Below are 17,769 nucleotides of genomic sequence, written 5' to 3'. Positions count from 1 at the left end.
CATGCGACGCCTCCTCGCCGCCCTGCTCCTCCTCGCCAGCTTCGCGGCGCCTGCCCTCGCTGTGCAGCCGGACGAGGTGCTGGCTGATCCGGTGCTGGAAAGCCGGGCCCGCGCCATCTCCGCGGAATTGCGCTGCATGGTCTGCCAGAACCAGTCCATCGACGATTCCGACGCCCCGCTCGCCAAGGACCTGCGCCTCATCGTGCGCGAGCGACTGAAGGCCGGGGACAGCGACGGGCAGGTGATGGACTTCATGGTGGCGCGCTACGGCGAGTTCGTGCTGCTGCGGCCGGTGATGTCCTGGCGCAATGCCCTGCTGTGGGCGGCGCCGGTGCTGGTGCTGGCCCTCGGCGCGCTCGCCGCGGTCTTCGGCCTGAAGCGCCGCCGCGCGGTCGCCCCCCAGCGCCTCTCCGCCGACGAGGAAGCCCGCTTCAAAAAGCTTCTGGCGGACGGGGAGGGGCCGTCCCCCGAAGGCCGCTGAGCCCTTTTGCCGCCGCCTCAGGGCGTGTGGGGCCTGATCATGCCGAGCAGTGCATCCAAGGCCGCCTCCGGTGTGGTGCGGGGCCAGTCCGCCATTTGGTGGCGGAAGAAGGTCTCCTGCCGCTTGGCGTAACGGCGGGTGTCGCTCTGGCCCTCCGCGATGGCGTCGTCCAGCGTCATCTCGCCGGAGAGATGGCGGGTGAGGGCCGGGGCGCCATGGGCCTTCAGCACCGTGCGCGAGGGATCGAGCCGGCGCGCGGCCAGGGCGCGAACCTCCTCCAGCGCGCCGTCCGCCATCATGGCCTCGAAACGGGCATCGATGCGCTGTCGCAGCACCGCGCGGTCCACCTCCAGCACGAGACGCACGCAGCGGGAGGCATCCAGCACCGGGCGCGGCGCATCCTTCTGCCAGTCTGAAAGCGAGCGGCCGGTGGCGGTGATGACCTCCAGTGCCCGCAACACCCGCTGACGGTCGTTGGGCTGGAGCCGGGCGGCGCTCTGCGGGTCCATGTCTGCAAGGCGGGCATGCAGGGCAAGGCTGTCGAGGCCTTCCGCCGTGCCGCGAACCTCGCGCTGCACTGCCTCCGGCACCGGCGGGATCTCGGCGAGGCCCTGCGTCAGCGCGCGGAAATAGAGGCCGGTGCCGCCGACGAAGATGGGCAAAAGCCCCTGTTCGCGCGCGGCAGCGAGGGCGGCCGTGGCATCCGCGAGCCAGCGGCCCACGGAATAGTCGGTGTCCGCATCCACGTGGCCATAGAGGCCGTGGGGCACCCGCGCCGCCTCCGCGACGGTCGGCCGCGCCGTGAGGACCCGAAGATCGCCATAGACTTGCATGGAATCTGCATTGAGCACGGTGCCCGTGAGTCGCTCGGCGAGCGCCATCGCGAGGGCCGACTTGCCGCTGGCGGTGGGACCTGCGATGAGCACCGCCTGCGGCCCATTCCCCTGTTCGAGTACCGATACTGCCATGGCCTATGTCGCGACGCTGATCTCAAACCCATCTGCCCCGGCTTTGACCCGGGAGGCAATCCACGATGCGCGCGCGGTGCTGCCCGAAGCGCAGGAGGCCGTGGTGCTCGCCCCCGACGTGGCCGTGGACATCCATTTCGCCCCGCCGCTGGGCACCGATGCCCGGGAACTGGCCGATGCGGTCCGCGCCGCCCTCGGGGATGCGCCCATCGACGTGGTGGTGCAGCTAGAGGCGGCCCGGCGCAAGCAGCTTTTTCTCGCCGACATGGATTCCACCATGATCGGGCAGGAATGCATCGACGAACTGGCGGATCTCGTTGGCGTGAAGGCCCATGTGGCCGCCATCACCGAGCGGGCCATGCGCGGGGAGATCGCCTTCGAGCCGGCGCTGCGCGAGCGGGTGGCGCTGCTGCGCGGCCTGCCGGCCGGCGTGGTGGCCGACGTGCTGCGCGAGCGCATCAGCCTCACCCCCGGCGGGCTCGAGCTGGTGGGTACCATGAAGGCCAACGGCGCCTATACGGCGCTGGTCTCCGGCGGCTTCACCGTGTTTACGAGCGCCATCGCCGAGCGCATCGGCTTCGACGAGCATCGGGCCAACATCCTGCTCATCGACGAGGACCGCTTCGTCGGCGCGGTGGCGGAGCCCATCCTCGGCCGCGATGCCAAGCTCGCCGCCCTCGAGGAACTGCGCGACCGGATGCACCTTGCCCCGTCCGAGACCATGGCGGTGGGCGACGGCGCCAACGACCTCGCTATGCTGCAGGAGGCCGGGGTCGGCGTCGCCTATCACGCCAAGCCAGCGGTGGCGGCTGCCGCCCATGTGCGCATCGATTACGGCGACCTCACCGCTTTGCTCTACATGCAGGGCTATGCGCTGAGCGAGTTCCACACCGCCTGAGGCGGGATAAGCTCTCCCTATACCCTTACGCCGCCGTCATGCCCCGGACCGGCCGGGGATGACGGCGGCGCGTCAGCTCAGTTCAGCGGGATCGTCACGAACTCCTGCTTGCCCTCGCCATCGGAGACGAGGAGCAGGGCGGAGCGCTTGCCCTGCTTGCGCAGGGCATCCACCTGCTTCTCCACGTCGGAGGGGCTCGCCACCGCTTCCTGCCCCACCTGGACGATGACCTGCCCGGCCTTCAGCCCCTTGTCCGAGGCAGGGGTGGAGGCATCGACGCCGGTGATGACCACGCCGTTGATCTCGCTCTTGATGGAATAGCGCTTGCGCAGCTCGTCGCTCATGGCGGAGAGCTCGATGCCGAGGGCTTTTTTGGGCGCTACTTTCTGCGACTCGGCGGCGGGCTTGGGGGTCTCCGGCTTATCGTCCTCGGGCATGCGGGCGACCTTGAGGTGCAGGGTCTCCTCCTTGCCCTTGCGGACCACCACCACCTCCACCTCGGTGTCCGCCATGGCGTCGGCCACGGTGCGGGTGAGGTCGCGCACCTCCTTGATGTCGCGGCCATTGAACTTCACGATCACGTCGCCGGCCTTGATGCCGCCCCGCGCCGCCGGGCTGTTCTCCGAGACCACGCCGATGAGCGCGCCGCGCGGCTTGCCGAGGCCGAGGCTCTCGGCGATGTCGTCGGTGACCGGCTGGATGCGCACCCCGATCCAGCCGCGCCGCACTTCCTTGAACTCGCCGAGCTGGGCGATCACCGGCTTGGCGGTGGCGGACGGCACCGCGAAGCCGATGCCGATGGAGCCGCCCGAGGGCGAGATGATGGCGGTGTTGATGCCGATCACCTCGCCGTCCATGTTGAACAGCGGGCCGCCGGAATTGCCGCGATTGATGGCGGCGTCGGTCTGGATGAAATTGTCGTAGGGGCCGGAATTGATGTCGCGGTTGCGGGCGGAGACCACGCCAACCGTCAGCGTGCCGCCGAGGCCGAACGGGTTGCCGATGGCCATCACCCAGTCGCCCACCCGCAGCTTCTCGCTGTCGCCGAACTTCACCGCCACCAGCGGCTTGTCGGGCTTCACACGCAGCAGGGCGAGGTCGGTCTTGGTGTCGCGGCCGATCAGCTCGGCCTTCAGCTTCGAGCCGTCGTTGAAATTGGCGAAGATCTCGTCGGCGTCGGCGATCACGTGATTGTTGGTCACGATGAGGCCGGACGGGTCGATGACGAAGCCCGAGCCGAGGGAGGACACGCGGCGCGAGCGCTGCTCGCCGCCGTCATCCTGCCTCTTCTTGAAGAATTCATCAAAGAAGTCCTCGAACGGCGAGCCCGGCGGCAGCTGCGGCTGGGGCACCGAGCGCGAGGCAGCCACGTTCTGCGAGGTGGAGATGTTCACCACCGCGTCCATGACCCGCTCGGCCACGTCCGCCACCGTGTCCGGCCCCTTGCCGGGCGCCGCCAGCAGCGGAGCCGGGGCGAGGGTGGAAAAGGTCGCGGTGAGGAGTGCGAGGGCGGCTGCCAGGACGAAGGCGGGCAGGCGGGCGGCAGGAGCTGAGGAACGAAGCGGGTGGGGCATGTCTCTCCTCGACGCGGCGGTCGTTCCTTGAGGCTGAACCGGCCGCCGCGTGGGCGCAAGCCCCGTACGGTCACGATCCGGCGTCGGCTACACCGGAGGCGGCTCTACCCCGGTTCAGCTGACCCGGCGCAGGCGTCGTCTCCGCATTCAGGACCGGAGCAGGGACCCCGGCGCGCAGGGCAGCCGATTGGAGCCTGCTCTGTGGGAATCGGTGCGGTCGCAATGCGGCCAAAACGCGACCGCCCCGTCCACCGTATCACGGGCGGGCGGGGCGGTCGGATGATCAGGCACGATTGAAGCTGTCTCGACCCCGGTCAGGCACCGAGTTCAGGGGCCAAGATCCCGGGTCTCAAAAGGTCCGGATGAGGAAGACCACCAGCACGCCGAGGGCGCCGACCCCCAGCCCGGCGAGGCGCATGGGCGTCTCGGGGGCGTGGAGGATGGCCTCCATGGCCCTGCGCCATGCCCCCGGAAAGGCGGCCAGGCACAAGCCTTCGATGGCCAGCATGAGGCCGAGCGCGGCGATCAGGTCCTTCATGCCGCACCCGGCCCCTTGTTCAGTTGCCGGCCGCGGGGGCGGGGGGAGCCACCGCGCTCACGGGGTCCTGGAAGTAGCGGAAGAAGCGCGCATCCGGGCTCAGCACCATCCGGGTGTCGCTGGGCTTGATGCTCGCTTCATAGGCCTGCATGGACCGGTAGAAGGAGAAGAAGTCCGGATCGCGCCCGAACGCGTCGGCGAAGATGCGGTTGCGTTCCGCGTCGCCCTCGCCGCGCAGCTGCTCGCCCTTCGAGTTGGCCTCGGCCACCACGATGGTCACCTCGCGGTCGGCTCGGGCGCGCAGCCGCTGGGCGGCCTCATTGCCCTGGGCGCGGATCTCGGCGGCCTCGCGCTGGCGTTCCGTCTGCATGCGCTGGAACACCGCCTGGCTGTTAGCCTCCGGCAGGTCGGCGCGGCGGATGCGCACATCCACCACGGTGATGCCGAAGTTCGCCGCCTCCCGGTTCACCTGCTCGGCGATCTGGTGCATCAGGCCTTCGCGGCCGTCACGCACCAGGCTGATGAAGCTGTTCTCGCCCAGAACCCGGCGCAGCGCGGAGTTCAGCACCGTGGAGAGGCGCGAGTTGGCGCCCTGCACCGTTCCCACTGACTGGAAGAAGCGCAGCGGGGCGGTGATGCGGTAGCGCGCGAATGCGTCCACCACCAGCCGCTTCTGGTCCGAGGCGATCACCTCCTGGGAGGGGTTTTCCAGGTCCAGGATGCGGTTGTCGATATAGACCACGCTGTCGATGAACGGCACCTTCCAGTGCAGTCCCGGCGTGGTCACGGGGGCCAGCGGCTCGCCGAGCCGCAGCACCAGCGCCTGCTGGGTCTGCTGGACGATGAAGGCCGCGGAATAGATGAGGACGAGGGCAACGACGCCGAGAATGGCGACGACCCCGCCGAGGATCGGGTTTCTCATCGCGTGGCTCCCTGGGGCTGGGCGGCAGGCGCCGACTGGCGGCGGAGGAGATCGTTGAGCGGCAGCACGGGCACGACGCCTCCCGGCCCGCCGGCGGATACACCCCCTGGTCCCTGTCGGGTCCCGGCGGAATCCACGATCACCTTGTCCACGCCGCCGAGCACGCGCTCCATGGTCTCGAGATACATGCGCTCGCGCGTCACCACCTTGGCCTTCTGGTACTCGTCATAGATCTTGAGGAAGCGCGCCGCCTGGCCGCGGGCTTCCACCACCGTGCGCTCGCGATAGCCCTGGGCGGCGTTCTCGATGCGGGAGGCCTCGCCGCGGGCCTCGGGGAGGACACGGTTGGCGTAGGTCTGCGCCTCGTTCTGGGAGCGCTCGGCGTCGGCGCGGGCGGCCTGCACGTCGCGGAAGGCGTCGATGACCTGGCTCGGCGGGTCGACCTTCTGCATCTGCACCTGCGTGATTTCCACGCCGGCCTTGTAGCTGTTGAGCACCGACTGCATCAGCTCCTGCACGCCGGTCTCGATGTTCTGCCGGGCGCCAGTGAGGATGGGCTGGATGTTGGTGCGGCCGATGACCTCGCGCATGGCGCTCTCGGCCACGGCCTTGATGGTGCCCTCGGGGTTCTGGACGTTGAACAGGTACTGCTCGGCGTTCGAGATGCGCCAGAACACGGCGAAATCCACGTCGACGATGTTCTCGTCACCGGTCAGCATGAGGCTCTCTTCCGGAACGTCACGCATCACCGATGTGCCGCGCCGGGTGTCCTCGCCGGTGCGCATGCCGATGTCGATGCGGTTGACGAAGGTGACCCGGGGGGTCAGCACCGTCTCGATCGGGTAGGGCCAGTGATAGTTGAGGCCGGGCTGGGTGACGCCCACGAACTTGCCGAAGCGCAGCACCGCGCCCTGCTCGTCGGGCTGCACGCGATAGAAGCCGGAGAGGAACCAGCCGGCGACCACGAGCGCGACCAAAAGGATGATGCCCTTGGCCCCGAAGGAGCCCGGTATCATGGTGCGCAGGCGGTCCTGGCTACGGCGGATCAAGTCTTCGAGATCTGGCGGCGTCGGTCCTGATGAAGAGGGTCCCGAACCCCAGGGACCCCGCGGCCCATTACCCCATGGGCCGCCACTCTGATTCTTCCACGACATCCGTCGTCTCCCGTGAGCGGTGCCGCCATCGGCACACGCGTCGCTGCGAGCCTCCGCCGGGTCCGTGCGGCATGCCGCAACGCCCCCGATCCGACAGGCGGACCCATTCGAGGCGGCCAGCCCAGCGCCGGCGGAAGCCAGCACGTTAAGCCACCCCGCCGGGTCTGGCGGTTATAGGAAACCGCGCGTCGCCTTTCAACGCGACGCGCGGCAGCCTCGTTCGCAGATAAGGTCGAGCCGCGCTTTACGCAACGGGAGGGCTTGCCGCGGGAATGCGTTCTCCCACGGCCTGGGTCCGGGCCGCCGTTGCCACGCCTCGATAGTAGTCGAGGACGAACAGGCGGATGGCGGACGACAGGTTGCCCTGTGTGCGGGCGGAGTCGATGGTCGCCACGAGGTCGGACAGGGTGAGCCGGCGGCCGCCGGCGATTTCCTTCAAGGCCTCCCAGAAGGCGTCCTCGAGGCTGACGCTGGTTTTGTGGCCGGCGATGACGATGGATCTCTTAACCACGGGGCTTTTCATGTTCTTCCCTCTCGGTCAGGGCGTGGCCCTCAAGGTAGCGTCGCTGCCGCTCAAGCTCGTCTGCCAGCCTTTCGCGTTCGGCCTTGGTCCGTCCGAATCGGATCCGGTTCTCATCGGCCGCCGCCTGCGCCGCCTGACGGACCCGCGCCTTGCGCGCCCGATGAAGATTGACCACGTCGCCCAACTCTTCCCTCACCTTGTCGCCGGTTTCCTCCGCACCCGGCGGCCGGTGATCTTCTACGGCCGGCGCACCGCGTCAGGCCAACGAGCCCAATGAGATACTAATACCCCAGGACAGGCTAAAGATATGGCGATTTCTTGGAGAGGTAACATCCCCCGGCTACCGCCTTGGAATTATTTTAGCCTACATGTCTAACTCCCCCGAACGCCTCCAGCCGTGCTATGAGCCCGCCGCCCGCGAGACCATGGAAAGGCTAAGGCGATGAGCACCCGCATCGAGACCGACACGTTCGGTCCCATCGAAGTTCAATCCGACCGTTATTGGGGTGCGCAGGCGCAGCGCTCGCTGGGGAACTTCAAGATCGGCTGGGAAAAGCAGCCGCTCCCGGTGGTGCGCGCCCTCGGCATCGTCAAGCGTGCTGCCGCGGAAGTAAACCGCGACCTCGGCCGCCTCGATCCCAAGATCGCCGACGCCATTGTCGCCGCCGCCCAGGAAGTCATCGACGGCAAGCTCGATGAACACTTCCCGCTGGTGGTCTGGCAGACCGGCTCGGGCACCCAGTCCAACATGAACGCCAACGAGGTGATCTCGAACCGGGCCATCGAGCTGCTCGGCGGGGAGAAGGGCTCCAAGAAGCCCGTGCATCCCAACGATCACGTCAACATGAGCCAGTCGTCCAACGACACCTACCCCACCGCCATGCACATCGCCTGCGCGGAGGAGATCGTCCACCGACTGCTGCCGGCGCTGCGCCACCTGCATACGGCGCTGAAGGCCAAGTCCGAGGCCTGGGCCGGCATCATCAAGATCGGCCGCACCCACACCCAGGACGCCACGCCGCTGACGCTGGGCCAGGAATTCTCCGGCTACGCCCAGCAGGTGGAGAACGGCATCGCCCGCCTGGAACTGACCCTGCCGGGCCTCCAGCAACTGGCCCAGGGCGGCACCGCGGTGGGCACCGGCCTCAACGCCCCCGTCGGCTTCGCCGAGCAGGTCGCGGCGAAGATCGCCGCCATCACCGGCATCGCCTTCACCTCGGCGCCCAACAAGTTCGAGGCGCTCGCCGCCCATGACGCCATGGTGTTCTCCCACGGCGCCATCAACACGCTGGCGGCCTCCCTGTTCAAGATCGCCAACGACATCCGCCTGCTCGGCTCGGGTCCGCGCTCGGGCCTTGGCGAGCTGTCGCTGCCGGAGAACGAGCCCGGCTCGTCCATCATGCCGGGCAAGGTGAACCCCACCCAGTGCGAGGCGCTGACCCAGGTCTGCGTGCAGATCTTCGGCAACAACGCCGCGCTCACCTTCGCCGGCAGCCAGGGCCACTTCGAGTTGAACGTGTACAACCCGGTGATGGCCTACAATTTCCTCCAGTCGGTGCGGCTGATGGCGGACGCGGCGGTGAGCTTCACCGACAATTGCGTCGTCGGCATCGAGGCCCGCGAGGACAATATCAAGTCGGCGCTGGAGCGCTCGCTCATGTTGGTCACCGCGCTGGCCCCGAAGATCGGCTACGACAACGCCGCCAAGATCGCCAAGACCGCGCACAAGAATGGCACCACCCTGCGCGAGGAGGCCGTCGGCGGCGGCTATGTGACCAACGAGGAGTTCGACGCCGTCGTGCGTCCCGAGAACATGATCTCGCCCGGCTGATCGTCACCGGCATCGCTCATCGGCGCGGCGGCATCCCCGGCGGGGTGCCGCCGCGCGCGTTTTCAGCCATGCTGCAGATTGCCGGACACGCGCCGTCGCTGGTCCTGCGCAGGCCGATTCTCCACGCCAGTTCGCTTTCCAGACCAGATCGCTTTGAACGCGAGGGTGAAGCCATGACGGGCCCAAATCCGGACGACCTCAGGGAAGTGGCCATCGACGCCCTGCACCCCACCCAGCTCAACCTGGGGATGGACGAGGTGAAGCGCCGGGCGCAGCAGATGGCGGGGCTCTCGAAGAGCGCGCTCCGGGCGCTGCTTGTGAAAAAGGCGGTGCCCTACGTCATTGGGCCGAAGAAGCGCCTCTACATGACCGACCATCACCATTTGTGCCGCGCGCTGCTGCTTGCGGGCCACGACACTGTGCTGGTGGGCAAGCCCCGGGACGGCGCGGATTGGTCCGACCTTGATCTGCCGACCTTCTGGCATCGCATGGAATCGCAGGGCCTGTGCTGGCCCATCGACGTGGACGGCAACCGGCGTCCCTGCATCAAGATTCCGGGGCACATCAGCGAACTCACAGACAATCCGTGGCGGACCCTCGCCCGTGGGGTCCGCGGCGATGCCTATTCGAATCTGGATACGCCATTCCAGGAATTCATGTGGGGCAACTACTACCGCTCCTTCATGACCACGCGGCTGCTGCAGAGCGATATCGAACTGGCCGAAAAGCTGGCGGTGAAGCTCTCGCGCCTCGACGAGGCGCAGGACCTGCCGGGATATCTCGGACCAAAGTGAGGGATCCTCCCAGGGACCTTTCCCGAGCCTTGCCGTGTTATAAGCGCGGCGGGCTGCCGAGGGGTTGCAGTCGAGCCCGGAGCGTGATCCGAGCACATTCGCTCAATGTGCTCGGATCACGCTCTGAACTTAAGGAACGAGACCGCGCTATCCGATCAGATTGCGTTCAATCTGACCGGGCGCGTGCTCTGGTGCCGATGCGCCGAGACAGGGAAGAGGCCGCCATGATCATCGCGCTCAAGTCCACCGCACTCCAGCATTTCGCCCGGCTGCGGGCGCCGCTCTTCGCCGTGCTCGCCGGGCTGATGCTGGCCGGCTGCGGGATCAACGTGATTCCCACCGAGGAGGAGCGCGCCAAGGCCGCCTGGAGCGAGGTGATGAACCAGTACCAGCGCCGCTCCGACCTCATTCCCAATTTGGTGGAAACTGTGAAGGGCTATGCGGCCCAGGAGAAGGACGTGCTGACATCGGTCATCGAGGCGCGGGCCAAGGCCACCTCGATTCGGGTGGATGCCTCTACCGTCACCGACCCGGCCCAGTTCAAGCAGTTCCAGGACGCGCAGGCGGGCCTGTCCAGCGCGCTCGGCCGGCTGATCGCAGTGTCGGAAGCCTATCCGGACCTGAAGTCCAACCAGAACTTCCTGGCCCTGCAATCGCAGATCGAGGGCACCGAGAACCGCATCGCCGTCGCGCGGCGCGACTATATCGAGGCGGTGCGGGTCTATAACACCGAGCTGAAGACCTTCCCGGGCCTGCTGTGGGCGTCAACCTTCTATCGCAGCTACCGGCCCATGGAGACCTTCACCATCTCCGAGCAGCAGATGCAGGTGCCCAAGGTAAAGTTCAATTGAGCTGAGGGAGGCGGCCATGCTCCGCCTGTCCAAACTCCTCCCATCGCCGGCGCCGGTGCTTTTTGCGCTGGTGCTCCTTCTCGGGGTGCCGGCGCGGGCGGAGCTGACTTTTCCCACGCTCACCGGCCGGGTGGTGGACGACGCCCACGTGCTCGACGCCGCAACCCTCGCGGCCCTCGACGCCAGGCTCGCGGCGCAGGAAGCGAAGGCCACCGACCAGGTGGTGGTGGCCACAATTCCATCGCTGCAGGGCACCTCTGTTGAGGACTACGCCAACCGCCTGTTCCGCTTCTGGCAGATCGGGCAGGCGAAGAAGAACAACGGCGTGCTCCTCCTCGTCGCCCCCAGTGAGCGCAAGGTGCGCATCGAGGTGGGCTATGGCCTTGAAGGCATCCTGACCGACGCGGTGGCTTCCACCATCATCCGCAACGCCATCGTTCCCGCCTTCAAGGCCGGCGACATGGCCGGCGGCATCGTCAAGGGCACCGACGCCATCCTCGAGATCCTCAACCTCGATCCCGATGAGGCCCGTGCCCGCGCCAAGCGGCTGGAGCCGTCCGGCTGGACCGAGGAGGAGGTGGACAACCTCATCTTCCTCATCGCCATGATCGCCTTTTGGGGCTTCATCATCTGGCGGGTGACGCGGGGCGGCGGCGGGCCAGGTGGCGGTGCGGCTGCCCGCAGGCGGGGCGGCAGCGGCTGGGCCGCGGGTCCCGCCTCCACTTGGGACTGGGGCACCGGCTCCAGTGGCGGTTCGGGCGGCGGCGGAGGCTGGTCGGGGGGCGGCGGTTCCTCCGGTGGCGGCGGTGCATCCGGAGATTGGTGAGGCGGATCGTCGGGTGTGGTAAAAAGGTGGGGCGGCCCGGCCAAGGGCGGGCTGTCCATTCAGCACGAGCGGCAGAGCCGCCGAGGGAAGGGAACACGCCATGAGCGCCGCCGAACGGGATCTGCCGTCCTCCGACGCCAGCGTCGCCGGCCTTTCGGACGCGGCGCTGGCGCGCATCGCCGATGCGATCGCTGCCGCCGAAACCAGGACCTCGGCTGAAATCCGCGTTGTGGTGGCCCGCGCGCCGCTGGTGCAGCACCCCTTCTTCTCGGTGCTGTGGGCCTCGCTTGCGGCGCTGGTGGTGCCCTGGTTCGTTGCCCTGATGTGGCCCCTGCCGGCGCTGGAACTGCTTGCCGTGCAGGCGGTGCTGTTCGTGGCGCTGGCCTCGCTCCTCATGCTGCCGGGCGTGGTCCACCGGGTGATCCCCCGCCTTGCCCTGAAGGCCGCTGCCCGCAGCGCCGCCATCGAGACCTTCCTCGCCTATGGCATACCCCAGACGGAGGGGCGCACCGGCATCCTCATCTATGCCGCCGCCCGCGAGCGGCTGGTGGAGGTGGTGGCCGACGAAGGCGTCCACACTCCGCTGGGCCACGGCGCCTGGCAGGACATCTGCGATGCGGTGGCCATCCGCGCCCGCGTGGGCAACCTGGCGGACGGGCTGGTCTGCGGCGTGGAGAAGGCGGGCGAGCTCCTCTCCGGTCCCTTGCCGCCTCGACCTGGCGACCGCAACGAGCTGGCCAACCATGTGATTGTGCTGTGAGGGTAGGGGCGTTGGCTTCCGCAATGGCCTGAGGGGGCCGCACGGCAGCTATGGCGATCTGCGCTGCCGCGCGGATCAGGCCGGCGCCGCACGTCTTATCAGTTGTATCGCCTGTAACGACAATCTATGATTGTTTTCAGCTTCCCTACACGCTTGGGGACACTGTCACGCCTGTTCCGGGCGGGGCGCGGCAGTGCTGTGGGTGCGTTCATCTCATATGCAGGGCAGGGGGCTTTTCGATCCCGCTTTTCCGCTCGGATGGGGGGAAAGATGCCGACAGCAACCGTCTGGTCCAGTGCCAAGAGCGGCGAGAAAATCCGGATCTATCTCGAGCAAAGGACCGCGACCACCGCCATTATTCAATTGGCGACATGGGGTGCGAGCCAAAACCCGAACATCGACCATCCCAGAAGTCTCATCGCCTATGATCTCTACAATGTCCGGGCGGTGTCGCCTTCCGAGATTACCTGCAAGGCCGACGGACCCGGCCCCTTCGACCCATCCGTCGATTGCCGGCTCGCGGCAGCGGCGGACGGTGGTGTCGTTGCCATCACCGTGCCCCTCCTCATCGACGCACAATATGCCGTCGGCGAGGAGGACTTCGAGGAACTCGTGCTTTTCCTGAAGGTGGCACGGTTTCCGCGGGCCTGAGACAGGCCGTTTGTCGGGGTGGGCGCATGAGCCGCCGCGCCGGGGGGTGATGCACGCCGCACGACGCCGCTGAGCCGCGCCCGAAGGTTCGGGCGCGGGTCGATCTTTCCCGATCATCTCTCAAATGACGCGGACGGCGCCCGACCGCCTAAGACCAAGGTCCCACGGCCAGCCCCGAATCGGCTCCGCCTCGCGCCTTTCCTTCCGCCGCGCTGCGGCATAGATTGCGCGCCCGAGCCTTCGGGGCTCGACCTAAGGCAAAGGGCTTCTTCTCATGACCAAACCCGCCGTTCGCGTCGCTGTCACGGGCGCCGCCGGTCAGATTTGCTATTCGCTGCTTTTCCGCATCGCCAACGGCGACATGTACGGCAAGGACCAGCCGGTCATCCTCCAGCTTCTGGACCTGCCGCAGGCGCAGGCCGCCGTCGGCGGCGTCGTGATGGAGCTCGAGGACTGCGCGTTCCCGAACCTTGCCGGCGTGGTCATCACCGACGATCCCAAGGTGGCGTTCAAGGACATCGACGCTGCGGTGCTCGTCGGCGCCCGTCCGCGCTCTAAGGGCATGGAACGCGCCGACCTTCTGTCCGCCAACGCCGAGATCTTCAAGGTCCAGGGCAAGGCGCTGAACGAGGTGGCCAAGCGCGACGTGAAGGTGCTGGTGGTGGGCAATCCGGCCAACACCAACGCCTACATCACCGCCAAGAGCGCTCCGGACCTGCCGGCGAAGAACATCACCGCCATGCTTCGCCTGGACCACAACCGCGCCCTGTCGCAGTTCGCGGCCAAGGCCGGTATCGCCACCGCCGACATCGAGAAGGTGGCGGTGTGGGGCAACCACTCCCCGACCATGTATGCCGACTACCGCTTCGCCACCGCGAACGGCAAGCCGCTGCCGGAGCTCATCAACGACGAGACCTGGTATCGCGAGACCCTGCTTCCCAAGGTGGGCAAGCGCGGCGCCGCCATCATCGAGGCCCGTGGCCTGTCGTCGGCCGCCTCTGCCGCCAACGCCGCCGTGGACCACATGCATGACTGGATCCACGGCACCGACGGCAAGTGGGTGTCCATGGGCGTGGCCTCCGACGGCTCCTATGGTGTGCCCGAGGGCATCGTGTTCGGCGTCCCGGCGGTGTGCAGCGGCGGCGAGTATGAAGTGGTCAAGGGCCTGCCCATGGACGACTTCTCCAAGGCCATGTTCGAGAAGACCCTGAACGAGCTGCTCGAAGAGCGCGACGGCGTCGCCGCCCTGCTCGGCTGACCTCGTCTGGTCGACGCGGTGCGAATCTGTTTCCCGGACCCCGTCGCTCTGTGCGACCGGGGACCGGGACGCAGTCGAAGATGGCATCCCTGCCGGTGCCATTTCTTTGGGCGGCAGCGGATTCTGCCTTCTCGGCAGGCGTAATTGGACCGGCTACACCATCCGCGGCCCCTTTGGCCGGTCCGATGGCGGCCCGAGGCCTTCTGAATCGGGCGTTTCTCTCCGTCCATTTCTCAACGAAGGCTTGACGCAGAGCGACTCTGCGGCTAGAAGCACCCCACTTCGCGGCAGGCGGTCGGCGTCTGAGTGATCGGTTTCTCATCTTCCAAGGCTTCCCAGCCCGGAACGAGACGATCCCAAGAGCCGAAACGCTGCCAGGAACAGCACTGCGATAACTTCAGGTGCATGATCGCGGCGTCGTCCCTCACGGGAATTGCGCGCTGTGATCCTCTGTCGCGAGAAAGGCGTGTCCGCACCCATTTGGGCCGTGGACGGCGCCTTTCGTGTTCGTTGGTGCGAGCGGAATTTGAGGCCCCTAGGGGTCAATCGTGGCGGCCCCTGAAAAGGTCGTCGAATGAAGAATGCGGCCCCAGGCCGCAGATCAGGACGAGGCGAAGGCGTACATGCCGACGATCAACCAGCTGATCCGTAAGCCGCGCGAAGCGCAGAAGGCGCGCGACAAGGCGCCGGCGCTGCAGGCGAGCCCCCAGAAGCGCGGCGTTTGCACCCGCGTCTACACGACGACCCCGAAGAAGCCGAACTCGGCTCTGCGTAAGGTCGCCAAGGTGCGGCTCACCAACAGCTACGAAGTGATCGGCTACATCCCCGGTGAAGGCCATAACCTTCAGGAGCACTCCGTGGTGATGATCCGCGGCGGCCGCGTGAAGGATCTTCCGGGTGTGCGTTACCACATCCTGCGCGGCGTGCTGGACACCCAGGGCGTCAAGAACCGCAAGCAGCGCCGTTCGAAGTACGGCGCGAAGCGGCCCAAGTGATCCGGCTAGGTTGAGGAACTGAACGATGTCCCGTCGTCACAAGGCCGAGCGCCGCGAAGTCATTCCGGATCCCAAGTACGGGTCCACCACTCTGTCCCGCTTCATGAATTCCGTGATGCGTGATGGCAAGAAGTCGGTCGCCGAAGGCATCGTCTATGGCGCTCTCGACGTGGTCGAGACCAAGGCCAAGCACGATCCGGTGGATGTGTTCATCCAGGCGCTCGAGAACGTGGCTCCGGCGGTGGAAGTTCGCTCCCGCCGCGTGGGTGGTGCCACCTACCAGGTGCCCGTCGAAGTGCGGAACGAGCGTCGCCAGACCCTGGCGATCCGCTGGCTCATCGCCTCGGCCCGCGCCCGCAACGAGAAGACCATGGTGGAGCGTCTCTCCGCCGAGCTGCTCGATGCTGCCAACAATCGCGGCGCTGCCGTGAAGAAGCGCGAAGATACGCACCGGATGGCGGAAGCCAACCGCGCCTTCTCGCATTATCGCTGGTGATCGGAGAGGACGACTTCCATGCCCCGTACTCACGCGATCGAGGACTACCGCAACTTCGGCATCATGGCGCACATCGATGCCGGCAAGACCACGACCACGGAGCGGATCCTCTATTACACCGGCAAGAGCCACAAGATCGGTGAAGTCCATGATGGCGCCGCCACCATGGATTGGATGACCCAGGAACAGGAGCGCGGCATCACCATCACGTCGGCCGCGACGACTGCGATCTGGGCAGGCAAGCGCCTGAACATCATCGACACCCCCGGGCACGTGGACTTCACCATCGAGGTGGAGCGCTCGCTCCGCGTGCTCGACGGCGCCGTGTGCGTGCTGGACGGCAACCAGGGCGTCGAGCCGCAGACCGAGACCGTGTGGCGCCAGGCGGACAAGTACAACGTGCCGCGCATCGTGTTCGTCAACAAGATGGACAAGATCGGCGCCGACTTTTACCGCTGCGTCGAGATGATCGTCGACCGCGTGGCCGGCAACCCCGTGTGCTGCCAGCTGCCGATCGGTTCCGAGAACAATTTCAAGGGCGTCATCGACCTCGTCCGCATGAAGGCGGTGGTGTGGGAAGATGAAGCCCTCGGCGCCAAGTATCATGACGAGGAGATCCCCGCGGATCTCGCCGACAAGGCTGCCGAATACCGCAACAAGCTGGTGGAAGCCGCCGTCGAGCTCGACGACGACGCCATGACCGCTTACCTCGACGGCGTCGAGCCGGATGTGGCGACCCTCAAGTCGCTGATCCGCAAGGCGGTGATCGGGCGTAAGTTCAACCCGGTGTTCTGCGGCTCGGCCTTCAAGAACAAGGGCGTTCAGCCCCTGCTCGACGCGGTGGTGGACTTCCTGCCGTCCCCCATCGATCGCGGCGCCATCAAGGGCATCGACTTCAAGACCGAGGAAGACACGGTCCGCATGCCTTCGGACGACGAGCCCACCTCGGTGCTCGCGTTCAAGATCATGGACGATCCCTTCGTCGGCACCATCACCTTCTGCCGGGTCTACGCCGGCAAGATGGAAACCGGCATGGGCCTGCTCAACTCCACCCGCGACAAGCGCGAGCGCGTTGGGCGGATGCTGCTGATGCACGCCAACAACCGGGAAGACATCAAGGAAGCCTATGCGGGCGACATCGTCGCCCTCGCCGGCCTCAAGGATGTGCGCACGGGTGACACGCTGTGCGATCCCGCCAAGGCCGTGATCCTGGAAAAGATGGAATTCCCGGAGCCGGTCATCGAGATCGCCATCGAGCCGAAGTCCAAGGCCGACCAGGAGAAGCTGGGCATCGCCCTCTCCAAGCTGGCTGCCGAGGACCCGTCCTTCCGTGTGTCCACGGATTTCGAGAGCGGCCAGACCATCCTCAAGGGGATGGGCGAACTGCATCTCGACATCAAGGTCGACATCCTGAAGCGCACCTACAAGGTGGACGCCAACATCGGCGCCCCCCAGGTGGCTTATCGCGAGACCATCACGAAGAAGTACGAGGTGGACTACACCCACAAGAAGCAGACCGGTGGTACCGGCCAGTTTGCGCGGGTGAAGTTCATCGTGGAGCCGAACGAAGTCGGCAAGGGCTTCGTCTTCGAGAGCGCCATCGTCGGCGGCGCGGTGCCGAAGGAGTACATCCCGGGCGTCCAGAAGGGCCTCGAGAGCGTGCTTGGCGCCGGCGTGCTGGCGGGCTTCCCGGTGGTGGACGTGAAGGTGCAGCTCATCGACGGCGCCTTCCACGAAGTGGACTCGTCCGCCCTGGCGTTCGAGATCGCGTCTCGTGCGGCGTTCCGTGAGGCCCTCCAGAAGGGCAGCCCGGTCCTGCTCGAGCCCATCATGAAGGTCGAGGTGGTGACGCCGGAGGATTACACCGGCTCCGTCATCGGCGATCTCAACTCCCGCCGTGGCCAGATCCAGGGCCAGGACATGCGCGGCAACGCCAACGTGGTCAACGCGATGGTGCCTCTCGCCAACATGTTCGGCTACGTGAACACCCTGCGCTCGTTCAGTCAGGGTCGTGCCACCTTCACCATGCAGTTCGACCACTACGAGCAGGTGCCGTCGAACGTCGCGCAGGAGGTCCAGGCCAAGTACGCCTGATGGCGTCGGTCTGAGCCTTCACGAGTTTCACCCTTCAGGTTCGCCAGAGAGACCCAACGGAGAGTCCAATGGCCAAAGAGAAGTTCAACCGCTCGAAGCCGCACTGCAACATCGGCACGATCGGTCACGTGGATCATGGCAAGACGTCGCTGACT

20 protein-coding genes are annotated in these 17,769 nt (G+C 66.8%); 13 read left to right on the top strand and 7 right to left on the bottom strand.

Annotated elements, in window-relative coordinates:
- Position 1: 1 nt before the first annotated feature.
- Positions 2 to 481, top strand: a complete 480-nt coding sequence (locus tag V5F66_RS17565; RefSeq protein ID WP_394094369.1) for a cytochrome c-type biogenesis protein — start codon at positions 2 to 4, stop codon at positions 479 to 481.
- A 17-nt stretch (positions 482 to 498) separates the two neighbouring features.
- On the opposite strand, the gene miaA is transcribed toward V5F66_RS17565, so the two are convergent.
- A complete protein-coding gene (gene miaA, locus V5F66_RS17560; RefSeq protein WP_394094368.1) occupies positions 499 to 1,449 on the bottom strand; it encodes a tRNA (adenosine(37)-N6)-dimethylallyltransferase MiaA in 951 nt (316 codons plus the stop codon).
- Here miaA and serB point away from each other — a divergent pair.
- Complete coding sequence (gene serB / locus V5F66_RS17555; RefSeq protein WP_012113683.1) at positions 1,448 to 2,347, top strand: phosphoserine phosphatase SerB; 900 nt, start codon at positions 1,448 to 1,450, stop codon at positions 2,345 to 2,347. The genes miaA and serB overlap by 2 nt on opposite strands.
- A 77-nt stretch (positions 2,348 to 2,424) precedes the next feature.
- Here serB and V5F66_RS17550 read toward each other — a convergent pair whose 3' ends face one another.
- The 6 genes from V5F66_RS17550 to V5F66_RS17525 form a co-directional block, all read right to left on the bottom strand.
- Positions 2,425 to 3,921 (bottom strand): DegQ family serine endoprotease, encoded by a 1,497-nt coding sequence (locus V5F66_RS17550; RefSeq protein ID WP_012113684.1) that lies wholly within the window; start codon positions 3,919 to 3,921, stop codon positions 2,425 to 2,427.
- A gap of 349 nt (positions 3,922 to 4,270) precedes the next feature.
- Positions 4,271 to 4,459 carry a DUF2065 domain-containing protein gene (locus V5F66_RS17545; RefSeq protein WP_012113685.1) on the bottom strand — a complete coding sequence of 63 codons (189 nt, stop codon included), beginning with the start codon at positions 4,457 to 4,459 and terminating at the stop codon, positions 4,271 to 4,273.
- A 19-nt stretch (positions 4,460 to 4,478) separates the two neighbouring features.
- Positions 4,479 to 5,381, bottom strand: a complete 903-nt coding sequence (hflC, locus tag V5F66_RS17540; protein ID WP_012113686.1) for a protease modulator HflC — start codon at positions 5,379 to 5,381, stop codon at positions 4,479 to 4,481.
- Positions 5,378 to 6,535 carry an FtsH protease activity modulator HflK gene (gene hflK, locus V5F66_RS17535; RefSeq protein WP_394001354.1) on the bottom strand — a complete coding sequence of 386 codons (1,158 nt, stop codon included), beginning with the start codon at positions 6,533 to 6,535 and terminating at the stop codon, positions 5,378 to 5,380. The genes hflC and hflK overlap by 4 nt, the downstream gene beginning before the upstream one ends.
- Before the next feature lie 244 nt (positions 6,536 to 6,779).
- Entirely contained in the window at positions 6,780 to 7,058 is a 279-nt protein-coding gene (locus tag V5F66_RS17530; protein ID WP_012113688.1) for a ribbon-helix-helix domain-containing protein, read from the bottom strand.
- On the bottom strand, positions 7,039 to 7,233 hold the full coding sequence (locus tag V5F66_RS17525; RefSeq protein ID WP_394009228.1) for a DUF4169 family protein: 195 nt from the start codon (positions 7,231 to 7,233) through the stop codon (positions 7,039 to 7,041). Before V5F66_RS17525 ends, V5F66_RS17530 begins: the two co-directional genes overlap by 20 nt.
- Positions 7,234 to 7,500: 267 nt before the next feature.
- Between V5F66_RS17525 and fumC the strand changes: the two genes are divergently transcribed.
- From fumC to V5F66_RS17470, 11 genes are all read left to right on the top strand, one after another.
- The gene (fumC, locus tag V5F66_RS17520) at positions 7,501 to 8,889 is read left to right on the top strand and encodes a class II fumarate hydratase (protein WP_394094367.1); all 1,389 of its coding nucleotides are present in this window, start codon (positions 7,501 to 7,503) and stop codon (positions 8,887 to 8,889) included.
- A gap of 173 nt (positions 8,890 to 9,062) precedes the next feature.
- The gene (locus V5F66_RS17515) at positions 9,063 to 9,683 is read left to right on the top strand and encodes a ParB-like protein (RefSeq protein ID WP_394001360.1); all 621 of its coding nucleotides are present in this window, start codon (positions 9,063 to 9,065) and stop codon (positions 9,681 to 9,683) included.
- A gap of 224 nt (positions 9,684 to 9,907) precedes the next feature.
- The gene (locus V5F66_RS17510; RefSeq protein WP_012113692.1) at positions 9,908 to 10,534 is read left to right on the top strand and encodes a LemA family protein; all 627 of its coding nucleotides are present in this window, start codon (positions 9,908 to 9,910) and stop codon (positions 10,532 to 10,534) included.
- A 16-nt stretch (positions 10,535 to 10,550) separates the two neighbouring features.
- The gene (locus V5F66_RS17505) at positions 10,551 to 11,360 is read left to right on the top strand and encodes a TPM domain-containing protein (RefSeq protein ID WP_394094366.1); all 810 of its coding nucleotides are present in this window, start codon (positions 10,551 to 10,553) and stop codon (positions 11,358 to 11,360) included.
- Between the two features lie 100 nt (positions 11,361 to 11,460).
- Positions 11,461 to 12,120 (top strand): TPM domain-containing protein, encoded by a 660-nt coding sequence (locus V5F66_RS17500; protein ID WP_012113694.1) that lies wholly within the window; start codon positions 11,461 to 11,463, stop codon positions 12,118 to 12,120.
- Positions 12,121 to 12,390: 270 nt separating this feature from the next.
- A complete protein-coding gene (locus tag V5F66_RS17495) occupies positions 12,391 to 12,771 on the top strand; it encodes a hypothetical protein (protein ID WP_394001362.1) in 381 nt (126 codons plus the stop codon).
- Between the two features lie 274 nt (positions 12,772 to 13,045).
- Positions 13,046 to 14,029: a malate dehydrogenase gene (locus V5F66_RS17490; RefSeq protein WP_012113696.1), complete on the top strand. Its 984-nt coding sequence runs from the start codon at positions 13,046 to 13,048 to the stop codon at positions 14,027 to 14,029.
- A 623-nt stretch (positions 14,030 to 14,652) separates the two neighbouring features.
- Positions 14,653 to 15,024: a 30S ribosomal protein S12 gene (gene rpsL, locus V5F66_RS17485; RefSeq protein WP_012113697.1), complete on the top strand. Its 372-nt coding sequence runs from the start codon at positions 14,653 to 14,655 to the stop codon at positions 15,022 to 15,024.
- Positions 15,025 to 15,049: 25 nt separating this feature from the next.
- Positions 15,050 to 15,520, top strand: coding sequence for a 30S ribosomal protein S7 (gene rpsG / locus V5F66_RS17480; protein WP_012113698.1), 471 nt, complete (start codon positions 15,050 to 15,052; stop codon positions 15,518 to 15,520).
- An 18-nt stretch (positions 15,521 to 15,538) separates the two neighbouring features.
- On the top strand, positions 15,539 to 17,614 hold the full coding sequence (gene fusA / locus V5F66_RS17475; RefSeq protein ID WP_012113699.1) for an elongation factor G: 2,076 nt from the start codon (positions 15,539 to 15,541) through the stop codon (positions 17,612 to 17,614).
- A 68-nt stretch (positions 17,615 to 17,682) separates the two neighbouring features.
- Positions 17,683 to 17,769, top strand: an 87-nt coding sequence (locus V5F66_RS17470; RefSeq protein WP_394093758.1) for a GTP-binding protein, incomplete at its 3' end; no start/stop codon positions are given.

It is taken from the genome of Xanthobacter versatilis (genome assembly GCF_043193975.1).
Lineage (GTDB): Bacteria > Pseudomonadota > Alphaproteobacteria > Rhizobiales > Xanthobacteraceae > Xanthobacter > Xanthobacter autotrophicus_E.
The sequence above is the reverse complement of the archived record's forward strand: the minus strand, read 5'-3'. Positions and strand labels throughout refer to the sequence as shown.

Coding starts and splice junctions, on each gene's coding strand:
- V5F66_RS17565 (WP_394094369.1), top strand. CDS start 2: ATGCGACGCCTCCTCGCCGCCCTGCTCCTCCTCGCCAGCTTCGCGGCG.
- serB (WP_012113683.1), top strand. CDS start 1,448: ATGGCCTATGTCGCGACGCTGATCTCAAACCCATCTGCCCCGGCTTTG.
- miaA (WP_394094368.1), bottom strand. CDS start 1,449: ATGGCAGTATCGGTACTCGAACAGGGGAATGGGCCGCAGGCGGTGCTC.
- V5F66_RS17550 (WP_012113684.1), bottom strand. CDS start 3,921: ATGCCCCACCCGCTTCGTTCCTCAGCTCCTGCCGCCCGCCTGCCCGCC.
- V5F66_RS17545 (WP_012113685.1), bottom strand. CDS start 4,459: ATGAAGGACCTGATCGCCGCGCTCGGCCTCATGCTGGCCATCGAAGGC.
- hflC (WP_012113686.1), bottom strand. CDS start 5,381: ATGAGAAACCCGATCCTCGGCGGGGTCGTCGCCATTCTCGGCGTCGTT.
- hflK (WP_394001354.1), bottom strand. CDS start 6,535: ATGTCGTGGAAGAATCAGAGTGGCGGCCCATGGGGTAATGGGCCGCGG.
- V5F66_RS17530 (WP_012113688.1), bottom strand. CDS start 7,058: ATGAAAAGCCCCGTGGTTAAGAGATCCATCGTCATCGCCGGCCACAAA.
- fumC (WP_394094367.1), top strand. CDS start 7,501: ATGAGCACCCGCATCGAGACCGACACGTTCGGTCCCATCGAAGTTCAA.
- V5F66_RS17515 (WP_394001360.1), top strand. CDS start 9,063: ATGACGGGCCCAAATCCGGACGACCTCAGGGAAGTGGCCATCGACGCC.
- V5F66_RS17510 (WP_012113692.1), top strand. CDS start 9,908: ATGATCATCGCGCTCAAGTCCACCGCACTCCAGCATTTCGCCCGGCTG.
- V5F66_RS17505 (WP_394094366.1), top strand. CDS start 10,551: ATGCTCCGCCTGTCCAAACTCCTCCCATCGCCGGCGCCGGTGCTTTTT.
- V5F66_RS17500 (WP_012113694.1), top strand. CDS start 11,461: ATGAGCGCCGCCGAACGGGATCTGCCGTCCTCCGACGCCAGCGTCGCC.
- V5F66_RS17495 (WP_394001362.1), top strand. CDS start 12,391: ATGCCGACAGCAACCGTCTGGTCCAGTGCCAAGAGCGGCGAGAAAATC.
- V5F66_RS17490 (WP_012113696.1), top strand. CDS start 13,046: ATGACCAAACCCGCCGTTCGCGTCGCTGTCACGGGCGCCGCCGGTCAG.
- rpsL (WP_012113697.1), top strand. CDS start 14,653: ATGCCGACGATCAACCAGCTGATCCGTAAGCCGCGCGAAGCGCAGAAG.
- rpsG (WP_012113698.1), top strand. CDS start 15,050: ATGTCCCGTCGTCACAAGGCCGAGCGCCGCGAAGTCATTCCGGATCCC.
- fusA (WP_012113699.1), top strand. CDS start 15,539: ATGCCCCGTACTCACGCGATCGAGGACTACCGCAACTTCGGCATCATG.